Raw genomic sequence first — 15749 nt, 5'->3', positions numbered from 1 at the left:
GGTGGCCGCCCCTGGGCGGGGCGGTATTCGGTTGTCGGGTTCCCGCTGCCCACCCCTTTGGGGGGTGGGGGGTTGTTGGCTGGGAGCCGTACAGTGGACGCGGTGTTCTGGAAGGACCCTCCCCCGCGCGGTGGCGGGGTGGGTGTGGTGTAAGTTGTCGGCCTATTAGTACCGGTCGGCTGCACACGTCGTTGGTTCGTGCTTCCACCTCCGGCCTATCAACCCAGTGGTCTCGCTGGGGGCCTCTCGCACCACGGGGGTGCGTGGAAATCTCATCTCGAAGCGAGCTTCCCGCTTAGATGCTTTCAGCGGTTATCTCTTCCGAACGTAGCGAAGCAGCGGTGCACCTGGCGGTACAACTGCCATACCAGAGGTTCGTCCGTCCCGGTCCTCTCGTACTAAGGACAGGTCTTCTCAAATTTCCTGCGCGCGCAGCGGATAGGGACCGAACTGTCTCACGACGTTCTGAACCCAGCTCGCGTACCGCTTTAATGGGCGAACAGCCCAACCCTTGGGACCAACTCCAGCCCCAGGATGCGACGAGCCGACATCGAGGTGCCAAACCATGCCGTCGATATGGACTCTTGGGCAAGATCAGCCTGTTATCCCCGAGGTACCTTTTATCCGTTGAGCGACGGCCATTCCACAATGTACCGCCGGATCACTAGTCCCGACTTTCGTCCCTGCTCGAGCTGTCGCTCTCACAGTCAAGCTCCCTTGTGCACTTACACTCGACACCTGATTGCCAACCAGGCTGAGGGAACCTTTGGGCGCCTCCGTTACTCTTTAGGAGGCAACCGCCCCAGTTAAACTACCCATCAGGCACTGTCCCTGACCCGGATCACGGGCCGAAGTTAGATGTCCAGAGTGACCAGAGTGGTATTTCAACGTTGACTCCACGAACACTGGCGTGCCCGCTTCACCGTCTCCCACCTATCCTACACAAGCCACACCGAACACCAATACCAAACTATAGTAAAGGTCTCGGGGTCTTTCCGTCCTGCTGCGCGTAACGAGCATCTTTACTCGTACTGCAATTTCGCCGAGTTCATGGTTGAGACAGCGGGGAAGTCGTTACTCCATTCGTGCAGGTCGGAACTTACCCGACAAGGAATTTCGCTACCTTAGGATGGTTATAGTTACCACCGCCGTTTACTGGGGCTTAAATTCTCCGCTTCGCCGTGAGGCTGACGGGTCCTCTTAACCTTCCAGCACCGGGCAGGAGTCAGTCCGTATACATCGTCTTGCGACTTCGCACGGACCTGTGTTTTTGATAAACAGTCGCTTCCCCCTGGTCTCTGCGGCCCTTGCCCGCTCCCACCAGCATGTGGTGCTCACGGTCCGGGCCCCCCTTCTCCCGAAGTTACGGGGGCATTTTGCCGAGTTCCTTAACCATGATTCTCTCGATCGCCTGGGTATTCTCTACCTGATCACCTGTGTCGGTTTGGGGTACGGGCGGCTGGAACCTCGCGTCGATGCTTTTCTCGGCAGCATAGGATCACCGAATCCCCCCACGGATGGGGGTCCCGTCACGTCTCAGGCCGTGTGACCCGCGGATTTGCCAACGGGTCGCCCTACACGCTTGGACCGGGTCTACCATCGCCCGGCTCGGCTGCCTTCCTGCGTCACACCTGTTAATACGCTTACCTCCCCGGTTCAGGTCCCACGCTCCCCGACACCGGCCCCGGCCAATGGCCGGCACCAGGTGCGGTTCGGGTGGTTAGTGTCCCCGGTTCGGTAGGGGCGGTTCTTCGCCGGTACGGGAATATCAACCCGTTGTCCATCGACTACGCCTGTCGGCCTCGCCTTAGGTCCCGACTGACCCAGGGCAGATTAGCTTGACCCTGGAACCCTTGATCATCCGGCGGACGGGTTTCTCACCCGTCTTTCGCTACTCATGCCTGCATTCTCACTCGTGTGGGCTCCACCACTGGGTCACCCCGCAGCTTCACCGCCCACACGACGCTCCCCTACCCATCGCACCACCTGAACCGGACCCCGAAGGACCCGGTTGGGTATCATTGGTGCAATGCCACAACTTCGGCGGTGTACTTGAGCCCCGCTACATTGTCGGCGCGGAATCACTTGACCAGTGAGCTATTACGCACTCTTTCAAGGATGGCTGCTTCTAAGCCAACCTCCTGGTTGTCTGAGCAACTCCACATCCTTTCCCACTTAGCACACGCTTAGGGGCCTTAGTTGGTGGTCTGGGCTGTTTCCCTCTCGACTATGAAGCTTATCCCCCACAGTCTCACTGCTGCGCTCTCACTTACCGGCATTCGGAGTTTGGCTGACGTCAGTAACCTTGTAGGGCCCATCGGCCATCCAGTAGCTCTACCTCCGGCAAGAAACACGCAACGCTGCACCTAAATGCATTTCGGGGAGAACCAGCTATCACGAAGTTTGATTGGCCTTTCACCCCTACCCACAGCTCATCCCCTCCATTTTCAACTGAAGTGGGTTCGGTCCTCCACGCGCTCTTACACGCGCTTCAACCTGGCCATGGGTAGATCACTTCGCTTCGGGTCTAGATCACGCCACTCACTCGCCCTGTTCAGACTCGCTTTCGCTACGGATACCCCTCACGGGTTAACCTCGCGACGTAACACTAACTCGCAGGCTCATTCTTCAAAAGGCACGCCGTCACCCCGAAAGGCTCCGACGGATTGTAGGCACACGGTTTCAGGTACTGTTTCACTCCCCTCCCGGGGTACTTTTCACCTTTCCCTCACGGTACTGGTCCGCTATCGGTCATCAGGTAGTATTTAGGCTTACCAGGTGGTCCTGGCAGATTCACACGGGATTTCTCGGGCCCCGTGCTACTTGGGAACGCGCACCGCGCGGCAGCAACGATTTCGTCTACGGGACTCCCACCCTCTACGGCCCGGCACTCACACCGGTTCGACTATCGCCCTGCACTCACACGCCCGGGCCGGCAGACCCGGGACGACACGCCCCACAACCCCGATGATGCAACCCCTGCCGGGTATCACACACCACCGGTTTGGCCTCTTCCGCGTTCGCTCGCCACTACTGACGGAATCACTGTTGTTTTCTCTTCCTGTGGGTACTGAGATGTTTCACTTCCCCACGTTCCCTCCACGCACCCTATGAATTCAGGTACGGGTCACCGCACATGACGTGCGACGGGGTTTCCCCATTCGGAGACCCTCGGATCACAGCTCGTTTATCAGCTCCCCGAGGCTTATCGCAGATTACCGCGTCCTTCATCGGCTCCTGATGCCAAGGCATCCACCGTGCGCCCTTAAAAACTTGCCACATGATCACAGAACACACCGGGACCACCACCACCACCCCCCGTTCACAGGAGGCGACGACGACGGACCCCGGCGATCAATCACGGACGCACCACCCCACCCGAAGGCAGGACAGGCGTCCACAAAGATGCTCGCGTCCACTATACAGTTCTCAAACAACAACCCGCACACCCCACACACAGGCGGACAGCGCGGGGAACAACCCCCACACCACCCACCGGCAGAGCGCCGGGAACCACAGAAACACCACACCACCACCCCCACCAGGACCCCCGCACGCAAACCACGCACGAGACACCCCACCAGGGACAGGGCCTGTTGCCTCAGGACCCAACAGTGCGCCACGGACCACACCCACCACCCGGAACCCGCTCTTCCACCACCACCACGCGCCGAAGCACGGGCAGCAGGTACTGGGACGGACCCCGGGCCGGCACCCGACACCCCAGGAAGGACGAACCCCCCAGGACACCGGCGATGCGGCCACTTGCTCGTTGACATTCCACCCATGAGCACACCCCACCAGCACCACGCACGGGCACTGAGGCAGGGGCGACCACCACACGGCGGCCAACGGCTCCTTAGAAAGGAGGTGATCCAGCCGCACCTTCCGGTACGGCTACCTTGTTACGACTTAGTCCCAATCGCCAGTCCCACCTTCGACGGCTCCCTCCCCGAGGGGTTAGGCCACCGGCTTCGGGTGTTACCAACTTTCGTGACTTGACGGGCGGTGTGTACAAGGCCCGGGAACGTATTCACCGCAGCGTTGCTGATCTGCGATTACTAGCGACTCCGACTTCATGAGGTCGAGTTGCAGACCTCAATCCGAACTGAGACCGGCTTTTTGGGATTAGCTCCACCTCACAGTATCGCAACCCTTTGTACCGGCCATTGTAGCATGCGTGAAGCCCAAGACATAAGGGGCATGATGATTTGACGTCATCCCCACCTTCCTCCGAGTTGACCCCGGCAGTCTCCTATGAGTCCCCACCATCACGTGCTGGCAACATAGAACGAGGGTTGCGCTCGTTGCGGGACTTAACCCAACATCTCACGACACGAGCTGACGACAACCATGCACCACCTGTCCACCGACCCCGAAGGGAAACCCCATCTCTGGAGCGGTCCGGCGGATGTCAAGCCTTGGTAAGGTTCTTCGCGTTGCATCGAATTAATCCGCATGCTCCGCCGCTTGTGCGGGCCCCCGTCAATTCCTTTGAGTTTTAGCCTTGCGGCCGTACTCCCCAGGCGGGGCACTTAATGCGTTAGCTACGGCGCGGAGAACGTGGAATGTCCCCCACACCTAGTGCCCAACGTTTACGGCATGGACTACCAGGGTATCTAATCCTGTTCGCTCCCCATGCTTTCGCTCCTCAGCGTCAGTAACAGCCCAGAGACCTGCCTTCGCCATCGGTGTTCCTCCTGATATCTGCGCATTTCACCGCTACACCAGGAATTCCAGTCTCCCCTACTGCACTCTAGTCTGCCCGTACCCACTGCAGACCCGGGGTTGAGCCCCGGGCTTTCACAGCAGACGCGACAAACCGCCTACGAGCTCTTTACGCCCAATAATTCCGGACAACGCTTGCGCCCTACGTATTACCGCGGCTGCTGGCACGTAGTTAGCCGGCGCTTCTTCTGCAGGTACCGTCACTCTCGCTTCTTCCCTACTGAAAGAGGTTTACAACCCGAAGGCCGTCATCCCTCACGCGGCGTCGCTGCATCAGGCTTCCGCCCATTGTGCAATATTCCCCACTGCTGCCTCCCGTAGGAGTCTGGGCCGTGTCTCAGTCCCAGTGTGGCCGGTCACCCTCTCAGGCCGGCTACCCGTCGTCGCCTTGGTGAGCCATTACCCCACCAACAAGCTGATAGGCCGTGAGCCCATCCAAAACCAGTAAAACCCTTTCCACCACACACCATGCGGTGCCCAGTAGTATCCAGTATTAGACCCAGTTTCCCAGGCTTATCCCAGAGTCAAGGGCAGGTTACTCACGTATTACTCACCCGTTCGCCACTAATCCACCCAGCAAGCTGGGCATCATCGTTCGACTTGCATGTGTTAAGCACGCCGCCAGCGTTCGTCCTGAGCCAGGATCAAACTCTCCGTCAAAAAACAACAGAAACAATCAAACCCCGGCCGAAAAGCTGCCACCACCCCACGGAGGCGGAACGGCGACAACACAATCAACCGAAAAAAATCCGGTATCAACAAACATGGCACACTATTGAGTTCTCAAACAACAGACCGAAGACCGGGCCTCAGCCCCGAGTTCGTGTTGGATTTTTTCGCCGCCCCGGTCCGGGAACGGCGTTCCCTGCCTCAAGCAGCTCGATCATCCTAGGCGCTCCGTTCCCGGCGTGTCAACTTCACGTCGACCTCCGGATCCGGACCGACCGGAACGGTCGATCCCGCATGAACTAGGCACGACGTGCAGTCGTGCTGCTCTTTGCGGCGGTGCCGCCCGCCGGCCTCTTCGGCCCTGCCTGACGACTCGATGAACACTACACCCCGCTCCGGGGGCCTGCAAGCCGAGCCCCGGAGCCGGAACGGAGCCGGCCCACCCGGGTGTGCTCAGCCGTCGACGGAGACCGCGGCGAGGTGCTTCTTGCCCCGGCGCAGCAGGGCCCACCGCCCGTGCAGGAGCTGCTGCGGCGCGAGCTCGGCGTCCTCACCCACGACCTTCTCGTTGTTGACGTAGGCACCGCCCTCCTTGAGCGTCCGCCGGGCCGCGCTCCGGGACTCGGAGAGCCCGGTGGCCACCAGCAGGTCCGCCACCTGGAGGCGGCCGGCCTCCACGCTGGCACGGGGCAGCTCCTGCGCCACTGCGGCGAGAGTCTCCGGGTCCAGAGCGGAGAGCTCGCCCCGCCCGAAGACGGCGGCCGACGCCGCGATCGCCTTCTCGGTGGCCTCCACCCCGTGCACCATGGAGTTGACCTCGTACGCGAGGACCTTCTGCGCCTCTCGCCTGTAGGGCTCCTCCGCCGTCCGGCGGGCCAGCTCCTCGATCTGCTCCCGGGTGAGGAACGTGAAGACCTTGAGCCGGTCGACCACGTCCGCGTCTGCGGTGTTGAGCCAGAACTGGTAGAAGGCGTACGGCGAGGTGAGCTCGGGGTCGAGCCACACGGCGTTGCCCTCGGACTTGCCGAACTTCGTCCCGTCCGAGTTGGTGATCAGCGGGGTCCCGATGGCGTGCACCGCCGTGCCCTCGACCTTGCGGATCAGCTCCGTCCCGGAGGTGAGATTGCCCCACTGGTCGGAACCCCCGGTCTGCAGGGTGCAGCCGTGGTCGCGGTGGAGGTAGAGGTAGTCCAGTCCCTGCAGGACCTGGTAGCTGAACTCGGTGTAGGAGATGCCCTCCTCCGAGTGCAGTCGCTTGGCCACGATCTCCTTCTTGATCATCGTGCCCACCCGGAAGTGCTTGCCGATGTCGCGGAGGAAGTCGATGGCCGAGAGCTGGGAGGTCCAGTCGAGGTTGTTGACCATCACGGCGCTGTTCTCGCCCTCGAAGGAGAGGAACCGCTCGACCTGGCCGCGGAGCAGGTCGACCCACTCCGCCACGGTCTCCTTCGAGTTGAGGATCCGCTCCGAGGACTGGCGGGGGTCGCCGATCAGTCCGGTGGACCCGCCCACCAGGCCGATGGGCTGGTGGCCGGACAGCTGGAGCCGGCGCATGAGCAGGAGCTGCACGAGGTGGCCGAGGTGCAACGAGGCCGCGGTGGGGTCGAAGCCGCAGTAGTAGGTGATCCGCTCCTCCGACAGCGCCTTCTCGAGAGCCGCCTCGTCGGTGGAGACGTGCACCAGTCCCCGCCACTGCAGTTCCCGCCAGACGTTGGCGAAGGACGGGTCGTTGTGCTGCTGGTTCAGATCAATGGCATTCGACACGGCTTACAAGTTACACCAGGGCGCGGCCGGGGAGCCCGCCGCGCCACGGTGCCCGGCCGGCGGCCGGTCAGTACCGGTCGAGGCCGGCCGGCAGCTCCCGGGCGGAGACGACGCGCAGCCGTTGGGTGGGACGGGTCATGGCAACGTACAGGTTGCCCACGCCGCCCCCGACCTCCTCGATCAGCGACTGGGGTTCGACGACGACGACCGAGTCGAACTCGAGGCCCTTGGCGTCCCACGCGGAGAGCACGACGACCTGACGGTCCAGCCGTCGCACCCCCGACCCGACGAGGCCCGGCAGCGCGCCCGCGAGCGCGGAGCCGAGCTCCTGGACGCGGTCCTCCGGCACGATCACGGCCACGAGCCCGCCGTTGACGACCTCCAGCTCGGTCCGCACCTGGTCGACGACCCCGTCGGCGACCCCGTCGGCCCCGACCCGGGCGACGATCGGAGCCTCGCCCTCGCGCACGGCCCGCGGCGCGGAGATCTCCAGGCCGGCGGCCCGGGCGACGTCGACCGCGGCCTCGGCCACGGCGGCGGGAGTGCGGTAGTTGACCGTCAGCTCGTCCAGGACGAACCGCTCCCCCACGAACGGGTCGAGCGCCGCCCGCCAGCTGCGGGCCGCGGCGGCCGAACCCGCCTGGGCGATGTCGCCGACGACGGTGAACGACTTCATGGGGCACCGGCGCATCAGCACACGCCACTGCATGGGCGAGAGCTCCTGCGCCTCGTCGACCACGACGTGGCCGTAGGCCCACGTGCGGTCCGCGGTCGCGGCCTCGGCCGCCGTCATCCGGCGCGTGGTCGCGGCGTTGAAGTCCGTCAGCTGGGACGCGGTCACGATGCCGTCGGCACCGACGTCCTCGAGGCTCTGGTGCATGTTCTGCAAGGCGTGCTCGGCGTTGTCGGTGGCCTTGCGCTGCTCGCGCTCGGTCTCGGCCCGGCGGCGCACGCCCGCCTGGTCGAAGTCGCCGAGCAGCTCGGCGGCCTCGTCGAGCAGCGGGACGTCGGCGGTCGTGAAGGGGGCGCCGACCGGGCGCAGCAGGGCGTCGACGTCCTCGGGCGAGAGGTGGGGGGCGGCCGACTCCAGGTAGTGCCGCTTGCTGAGCAGCTGGCGCACCAGGGTCTCGGGCGAGAGCGGCATCCAGGCGAGGTTGAGGGCGACCCGCACGTCACGGGACTGCCGGATGTCCTCCGCGAGGTACGAGCGGTCCATGACGTTGCCGCTCGTCGTGTTGAGGTGCTCGCCGAGCTGCTCGGTGAGCTCGCGCAGCACGATCTTCACGAACGTGTTCCGGGCCTCGTTGTGGGGCTTGCCCGTGGCCCGCGCCTTGTCACGGGCGCGCTTGACGGTCCGCGGGCTCAGCCGCACGCGGTGGGAGTCGACGCGCAGCACCTGCTCCCGCGCGGGGACCTTCTGGCGGTCCTTCACGGCGCGCGCGACGACGTCGACCATGTCGAGCCCCGACTTCAGCCGGGCCACGCGCACGTCGCGCTCGGGCACCGCGGTGACCCCCGGGTACAGCTCGGACAGGGACGACATCACGACCCCGGTCTCCCCCAGCGCCGGGAGGACGCGCTCGATGTACCACATGAAGGACGACGACGGCCCCACGATCAGGACTCCCGCCTTGCGGAGTCGGTCCCGGTGCTCGTAGAGCAGGTACGCGGCCCGGTGCAGCGCCACGGCGGTCTTGCCCGTGCCGGGCCCGCCCTGGACCACACGGACCCCGGGGAGCGGCGCCCGGATGATCCTGTCCTGCTCGGCCTGGATCGTCGCGACGATGTCCGACATCCGTCCGGTGCGCTTCTGGTTGAGCGCCGCCAGCAGGGCGCCCTCGCCGTGCAGCACTCCCTCGTCGTCGAGCATATCCAGGTCCAGGACGTCGTCCTCGAGGGCGGCGACCTCGCGCCCCTCCAGGATGAGGTGGCGGCGCCGCCGGACGTTCATGGGGTTCTGCGCGGTGGCCTGGTAGAACGCCGCCGCCTCCCGGGCACGCCAGTCGACCATGAGCCTCTGGTGGTCCTCGGTGGCCAGCCCGATGCGACCCACGTAGCGCCGGTCGCCGTCGCGCGTGTCGAGCCGGCCGAAGACGAGACGGTGGTCCACGGCCTGGAGCTGGGCCAGCCGGTCCTCGTAGTGGGAGGCGAACGCGTCGCGCTCGGCGCGGTTCTGGTGGTTGCCGGCGGACTCACTGCGCCGGACGGCCGCGAGCTCCGCCTCCTTCTCGGCCCGGAGCGCGTCGAGCCGGTCGTAGAGCATCGCGACGTACGCGCGCTCGACAGCAAGTTGCTCGGCCGCCATCGTGGCGACGGTCTCTGCCATGGGGGGACACCTCGTTCCGGATCGAACCGACCATCGATTCTACCGTCACGGATCACGATCCCGGGGTGACATTACTGTGCAGTGCGTAACAGGGGCGCACGGACCCCGGATGCGGTACGGGGAGGGCCCCGCGGCGGGCACCCGGGCTCACCGAACCGGTGCGGCCCGCAGCCGCCGCGGCTCAGACCCGGTACAGGGCCCGGACCCGGTGCCCGCCGAGCCTGCCGCGGCCCCGGAGGTCGGTGAGCTCCATGACGAGCCCGAACCCCGCCACGTGCAGCCCGGCGCGGTGGAGCAGCAGCGCCGTGGCCCCGAGGGTCCCGCCCGTGGCGAGGATGTCGTCGAGCACGAGGACCCTCGCCCCGCGCGGCACGTCGTCGGTGTGGATCTCCAGCACCGCGGATCCGTACTCGAGCACGTACTCCTCGCGGAACGTCTCGCGGGGGAGCTTGCCCGCCTTGCGCACCGGGATGATCCCCACCCCGGAGGCGTAGGCCACGGCCCCGGCCATGAGGAAGCCCCGGGCCTCGACGCCGGCCACGTAGTCGAACCGGCCGCGGAAGGCGTCGGCCAGCGCGTCCATGCTCCGGCGGAAGCCGGCGGCGTCCGCGAACAGCGGCGTCAGGTCGCGGAAGAGGACTCCGGGCTCGGGGTGGTCGGGGATCTTCACGCACAGGCGCTCGATCATCTGCTCAACGGATTCGGTCACGGGCCTCATGCTATCCGCACGCGGCGCGGCGGAGGTCAGGGCCTGCGCCGCGGGACGGCCCGCCGGTACGGCGAGACCGTCGGCTCACCGGGGATCCACCACCGCCAGGGGTACTCCGGTGTCCCCCCGGGCCCGGACACCCCCGTGCGGGGCCCGGAGACGGACTCGGCCGGGCGGGTCGGCGGACGGAGGAAGAAGCCGTGCGCGGGTCCGTGCGCCCCGGGCCGGTCGCCCGTCGCGAGCGGGGCGCCGTCGTGCGCGAGGTCGATGCCCAGGGCCTTGGCGAGGTTGCCGGGCCCCCGTGCGAGGGCGTCGTCGACAGCCCGGGACCCCCGCGCCCGGCGGCCGCGGGCCAGCTCGAGGCCCTCGACGACCTCCCCGGCCCGGACCAGGCATCCCCCGGCGACGCCCCGCGGCCGGCACACGAGGTTCACCGCGTGGTGCATGCCGTAGGTGAAGTAGACGTAGACGTGTCCGGGCGGGCCGAACATCGAGGCGTTGCGCCGCGTCGGTCCCCGGTAGGTGTGGGCGCCGGGGTCCGGCAGGTCGGAACCGGCCGGGCCGCCGTACGCCTCGATCTCGGTGATCCGTACCGTGACGAGCCCGTCGGCGGTCCGGTGGCCGAACAGCGCGCCGAGCAGCCGGGGCGCGACCTCCGGCGCCGGCCGCGAGAGCAGTGCGAGCAGCTCGGGGTGCTCCACGGCCGCGCCCGGTCAGGCCTCGACGATCGGCGCCCGGCGCGAGAGCGCCTCCACCTCGGCCACCTGGCGCTCCAGCTCCCGGACCTGGGCGGCGACGGCCGAGGGGGCGGTGCCGCCCTGGGCGTTGCGGGAGGCCAACGAGCCCTCGACCGTCAGGACCTCGCGCACCCCCGGCCCGAGGTGCCCGGAGATCTGCGCGAACTCCTCGTCGGAGAGGTCCCACAGCTCGATGCCGCGCTGCTCGCAGACCCGGACGGTGTCCCCGGCGATCTCGTGGGCGTCGCGGAAGGGCACGCCCTGGCGCACGAGCCACTCGGCGACGTCCGTGGCGAGGGCGAAGCCCTGCGGCGCGAGCTCGGCCATGCGCACCGTGTTGAAGTCCAGGGTGGCGATCATCCCCGCCACGGCCGGCAGCAGCACCTCGAGCTGGTCGATCGCGTCGAAGACCGGCTCCTTGTCCTCCTGGAGGTCCCGGTTGTAGGCGAGCGGCAGCCCCTTGAGGGTGGCCAGGAGACCCGTGAGGTCGCCGATGAGCCGCCCCGCCTTGCCGCGGGCCAGCTCGGCGATGTCCGGGTTCTTCTTCTGCGGCATGATCGACGAGCCGGTCGAGTAGGCGTCGTCGAGGGTCACGAAGGAGAACTCCTTGGTGGCCCACGTGGTGATCTCCTCGGAGATCCGCGACATGTCCACCGCGATCATCGCCGTGATCCACGAGAACTCGGCGTAGACGTCGCGGGCCGCGGTGCCGTCGATGGAGTTGTGGACGGCCGAGTCGAAGCCCAGCTCTTCGGCCACGGCCTCCGGGTCCAGGCCCAGGGACGAGCCGGCGAGCGCGCCCGATCCGTACGGGGAGACGGCCGCCCGCACGTCCCAGTCCGCGAGGCGCTGCACGTCGCGCAGCATGGCCCACGCGTGGGCCAGCAGGTGGTGGGACAGCAGGACGGGCTGGGCGTGCTGGAGGTGCGTCCGCCCGGGCATCGGCGCCTCGGGGTGCGCCTTCGCCTGGTCCAGGAGGGCCTGCACGACGTCGAGCACGTTGCGCGCGATGATCGAGGCGTGATCGCGCAGGTACATCCGGCCGAGGGTCGCGATCTGGTCGTTGCGGGAGCGCCCGGCGCGCAGCTTGCCGCCCAGGTCGGGCCCGGCCCGCTCGATGAGCCCCTTCTCGAGGGACCCGTGGACGTCCTCGTCGGAGGCCGCGGGCACGTAGGCGCCCGAGCGGACGTCGGCCTCCAGGCGGTCGAGGGCCTCGATCATGCCCGCCAGCTCCTCGTCTGTCAGCAGGCCCGCGGCGCGAAGCACGCGGGCGTGGGCGCGGGAGCCGGCGATGTCGTAGGGCGCCAGCCGCCAGTCGAAGTCGGTGGACTTGCTGAGCGCGGCCAGCGCGTCCGCCGGCCCTCCGGCGAACCGCCCGCCCCACAGGGCGCCCTCGTTGGTCCCGTGCCTGTCGTGATCGGCCATGTCTCTCCTCGGTGGGTCCGCGGGTCTCTCGGGCCGCGGGTCGGTCGGTGGACCGGGCCGGCCGGACTCCCGGCGACCCGGTCGCCGGGCGTGCGCGGAGGGCCCCACCGCCGGGACGGGGCCCTCCGTCGTCGTGCCCGTTCCTGCCGCGATCCGTGCTGGGACGAGCCTACGTGCTCGCGGTGCCCGGCGCCGGTACTACTCGCCCTCGGCCGCGAGGCGCTGGTCGCGGGACGCCGCGACCTTCGAGGACATGCCGAAGAGCTCGATGAACCCGCGCGCCTGGGACTGGTCGAACGAGTCGCCCTCGTCGTAGGTCGCCAGGTTGAAGTCGTAGAGCGAGCTGTTCGAGCGGCGGCCCGTGACGGTGGCCTGGCCGGCGTGCAGGGTCATCCGGATGTCGCCGGAGACGTGGCGCTGGGTGTCCTGGATGAAGGCGTCCAGGGAGCCCTTGAGCGGGGAGAACCACTGGCCGTCGTAGACGAGCTCCGTCCAGCGCTGGGTGGCGGTCCGCTTGAACCGGGCCTGCTCGCGCTCGATCGTGACGTTCTCGAGCTCGCGGTGCGCGGCGATCAGGGCCATGGCGCCGGGCGCCTCGTAGATCTCGCGGGACTTGATCCCCACGAGCCGGTCCTCGACGATGTCGATCCGGCCCACGCCCTGGGCCCCGGCGCGGCGGTTCATCTCCTGGATGGCCTCCAGCGGGGTGACGGGCTGGCCGTCGATGGCGACCGGGATGCCGCCGCGGAAGCCGATCACGACCTCGTCGGCCGGCGGCGGGAAGGTGGGGTCGTCCGTGTAGTCGTAGACGTCCTTGGTCGGGGCGTTCCAGATGTCCTCGAGGAAGCCGGTCTCGACCGCCCGGCCCCACACGTTCTGGTCGATCGAGAAAGGGTTCTTCTTGGTGGTGGCGATCGGGAGGTTGTGCTTCTCCGCGTAGTTGATCGCCTTGTCCCGCGTCAGCGCGAGGTCGCGCACCGGGGCGATGCACTTGAGCTCGGGACCGAGGGTCTGGATGCCGACCTCGAAGCGCACCTGGTCGTTGCCCTTCCCGGTGCAGCCGTGGGCCACGGTCGAGGCGCCGAAGCGCTGGGCCGCGGCCACGAGGTGCTTGACGATGACCGGGCGGGACAGCGCCGAGACCACCGGGTAGGCGTCCATGTAGAGCGCGTTCGCCTGCAGCGCCGGCATGCAGTACTCCGTCGCGAACTCGTCGCGGGCGTCGGCGACGTACGCCTCCACGGCACCGCAGTCGAGGGCGCGGCGCCGGATGGTCTCGAGGTCCTCCCCGCCCTGTCCGACGTCGACGGCCACGGCGATGACCTCGGCCCCGGTGGCCTCCCCGATCCAGCCGATGGCCACGGAGGTGTCCAGTCCCCCGGAGTAGGCCAGCACAACGCGCTCGGTCACGGTGTTCTCCTTCGTCAGTCGTCCGGGCACCCCGGTCGGTGCCCCTCTTCTATGCATGACTATACACGACTGGTTGTATTTATTCATCACGCGCGTGGCGGGCGGATCCCGGGACACGATCCGTTCAATTATGAGTTACTAGCAATAGGTGGCGGGTTCCGACATACTGGGCCCCGGACGCCCGGCGACGCCGCCGGACGCCCGCGGAGGAGCAGGATGCCCGTGCCCCGGCGCACCTGCCCACACCGGTACCGAACTTCGAGAGGAACTCCATGACCCACGTTCCCGACCAGACCCTGACGACGCGCCAGGGCCACCCGGTCTACGACAACCAGAACACCCGCACGATCGGCTCGCGCGGTCCCGCGACGCTCGAGAACTACGCCTTCCTCGAGAAGATGAGCCACTTCGACCGCGAGCGCATCCCGGAGCGCGTCGTCCATGCCCGCGGCACCACCGCGTTCGGCTACTTCGAGGCCTACGGCGCGTACGGCGACGAGCCCATCGCGAAGTACACCCGGGCCAAGCTGTTCCAGGAGGCCGGCAAGCGCACCGAGGTCGCCGTGCGCTTCTCCACCGTGGCCGGCGGCCGCGACTCCTCCGAGGTGGCCCGCGACCCCCGCGGCTTCGCGGTGAAGTTCTACACCGAGGACGGCAACTGGGACCTGGTGGGCAACAACCTGGGCGTCTTCTTCATCCGCGACGCCATCAAGTTCCCCGACTTCATCCACTCCCAGAAGCCGGACCCCGTGAACTTCGAGGCCGGCGTCGCCAACCGCGCCTTCGACTTCTGGAGCCAGTCGCCCGAGGCGCTGCACATGATCACCATCCTGTTCTCCCCGCGGGGCATCCCGGCGGACTACCGCCACCAGCAGGGCTTCGGCGTCAACACCTACAAGTGGGTCAACGCCGCCGGCGAGACCAAGCTGGTGAAGTACCACTGGGTCCCCAAGCAGGGCGTCAAGTCCCTCACCTCCGAGGACGCGGCGAACATCCAGGCCACGACCCTCGGCTCGCACACCAAGGACCTCTACGACGCGATCGAGGCCGGCGACTACCCCGAGTGGGAGATGCGGGTCCAGATCATGGACGACCACGACCACCCCGAGCTGGACTTCGACCCCCTGGACGACACCAAGGTGTGGCCGGAGGAGCTGTTCCCGCCCCAGCCGGTCGGCCGCATGGTGCTCAACCGCAACCCTCAGGACTTCTTCGCCGAGAACGAGCAGATCGCGTTCGGCACGGGCGTGCTGGTCGACGGCCTGGACTTCTCCGACGACAAGATGCTCGTGGGCCGCACGTTCTCCTACTCGGACACCCAGCGCTACCGCGTGGGCCCGAACTACCTGCAGCTGCCGGTCAACGCGCCCAAGGCCAAGGTCGCCACGAACCAGCGCGACGGCCAGATGGCCTACGGGGTGGACCTGGCCGAGGGGCAGAACCCGCACGTCAACTACGAGCCGTCCATCACCGGCGGCGTCCAGGAGCACCCGAAGGACCACGGCTACCACGCCGAGTACGGTCCCGAGATCTCCGGCCGGCTGGGCCGCGCCCGGATCGAGCGGACCAACGACTACCAGCAGGCCGGCGAGCGCTTCCAGCTCCAGGAGGAGTGGGAGAAGGAGGAGCTCATCGCCAACCTGATCGGCGCCCTCTCGCAGTGCGACCGCCCGATCCAGGAGCGCATGGTCTGGCACTTCTTCATGGTCGAGGACGAGCTCGGCAGCCGCGTGGGCGAGGGCGTCGGCGTCTCGCTCGACGACGTCAAGGACCTGGGCCCGCTGCCGACCCAGACCCTCACCGAGGAGGAGCAGCGGCGCGTCGCCAACCTGGGCCACAACGGCCCGCGCGACGTCGAGGGCCTCACCATGACCCACTGCGTCCCCACCGAGCGCGTCGTCGTGGAGCGGGAGCCGCAGCAGAGCCCCGCCATGATGTCGAACTGATCCCCTGCCGGGGCCCCGGCCGGATCGGCTCGGTC

Annotated in this window: 7 protein-coding genes and 2 rRNA genes; 1 reads left to right on the top strand and 8 read right to left on the bottom strand. The window is 67.1% G+C overall.

Going from position 1 to position 15749, the window contains the following annotated elements; genetic code table 11:
* Window positions 1-145: 145 nt before the first annotated feature.
* From ACH9EU_RS06945 to ACH9EU_RS06910, 8 genes are all read right to left on the bottom strand, one after another.
* Window positions 146-3279: ribosomal RNA gene (locus ACH9EU_RS06945) — 23S ribosomal RNA — on the bottom strand.
* 584 nt (window positions 3280-3863) lie between these two features.
* Window positions 3864-5388, bottom strand: a 16S ribosomal RNA gene (locus ACH9EU_RS06940).
* Together the 16S and 23S rRNA genes form the textbook arrangement of a ribosomal RNA operon.
* 462 nt (window positions 5389-5850) lie before the next feature.
* Window positions 5851-7161, bottom strand: a complete 1311-nt coding sequence (tyrS, locus tag ACH9EU_RS06935; RefSeq protein ID WP_396413212.1) for a tyrosine--tRNA ligase — start codon at window positions 7159-7161, stop codon at window positions 5851-5853.
* 67 nt (window positions 7162-7228) lie between these two features.
* Window positions 7229-9487: a UvrD-helicase domain-containing protein gene (locus ACH9EU_RS06930; RefSeq protein ID WP_396413211.1), complete on the bottom strand. Its 2259-nt coding sequence runs from the start codon at window positions 9485-9487 to the stop codon at window positions 7229-7231.
* A 181-nt stretch (window positions 9488-9668) separates the two neighbouring features.
* Complete coding sequence (locus ACH9EU_RS06925; RefSeq protein ID WP_396413210.1) at window positions 9669-10205, bottom strand: adenine phosphoribosyltransferase; 537 nt, start codon at window positions 10203-10205, stop codon at window positions 9669-9671.
* Between the two features lie 26 nt (window positions 10206-10231).
* On the bottom strand, window positions 10232-10897 hold the full coding sequence (locus ACH9EU_RS06920) for a DNA-3-methyladenine glycosylase (RefSeq protein ID WP_396413209.1): 666 nt from the start codon (window positions 10895-10897) through the stop codon (window positions 10232-10234).
* Window positions 10898-10909: 12 nt separating this feature from the next.
* Window positions 10910-12358 (bottom strand): argininosuccinate lyase, encoded by a 1449-nt coding sequence (argH, locus tag ACH9EU_RS06915; protein ID WP_396413208.1) that lies wholly within the window; start codon window positions 12356-12358, stop codon window positions 10910-10912.
* A 198-nt stretch (window positions 12359-12556) separates the two neighbouring features.
* On the bottom strand, window positions 12557-13768 hold the full coding sequence (locus tag ACH9EU_RS06910) for an argininosuccinate synthase (protein WP_396413207.1): 1212 nt from the start codon (window positions 13766-13768) through the stop codon (window positions 12557-12559).
* A 272-nt stretch (window positions 13769-14040) separates the two neighbouring features.
* Between ACH9EU_RS06910 and ACH9EU_RS06905 the strand changes: the two genes are divergently transcribed.
* On the top strand, window positions 14041-15714 hold the full coding sequence (locus tag ACH9EU_RS06905) for a catalase (protein ID WP_396413206.1): 1674 nt from the start codon (window positions 14041-14043) through the stop codon (window positions 15712-15714).
* The last annotated feature ends 35 nt before the right edge of the window (window positions 15715-15749 follow it).

The sequence above is a fragment of the Kocuria rhizosphaerae genome (genome assembly GCF_044462265.1).
Classification (GTDB): domain Bacteria; phylum Actinomycetota; class Actinomycetes; order Actinomycetales; family Micrococcaceae; genus Kocuria; species Kocuria rhizosphaerae.
The sequence above is the reverse complement of the archived record's forward strand: the minus strand, read 5'-3'. Positions and strand labels throughout refer to the sequence as shown.

Excerpts from the sequence above, each read along its gene's own strand:
- ACH9EU_RS06930 (WP_396413211.1), bottom strand. The coding sequence starts at position 9,487 with ATGGCAGAGACCGTCGCCACGATGGCGGCCGAGCAACTTGCTGTCGAG.
- ACH9EU_RS06925 (WP_396413210.1), bottom strand. The coding sequence starts at position 10,205 with ATGAGGCCCGTGACCGAATCCGTTGAGCAGATGATCGAGCGCCTGTGC.
- argH (WP_396413208.1), bottom strand. The coding sequence starts at position 12,358 with ATGGCCGATCACGACAGGCACGGGACCAACGAGGGCGCCCTGTGGGGC.
- ACH9EU_RS06905 (WP_396413206.1), top strand. The coding sequence starts at position 14,041 with ATGACCCACGTTCCCGACCAGACCCTGACGACGCGCCAGGGCCACCCG.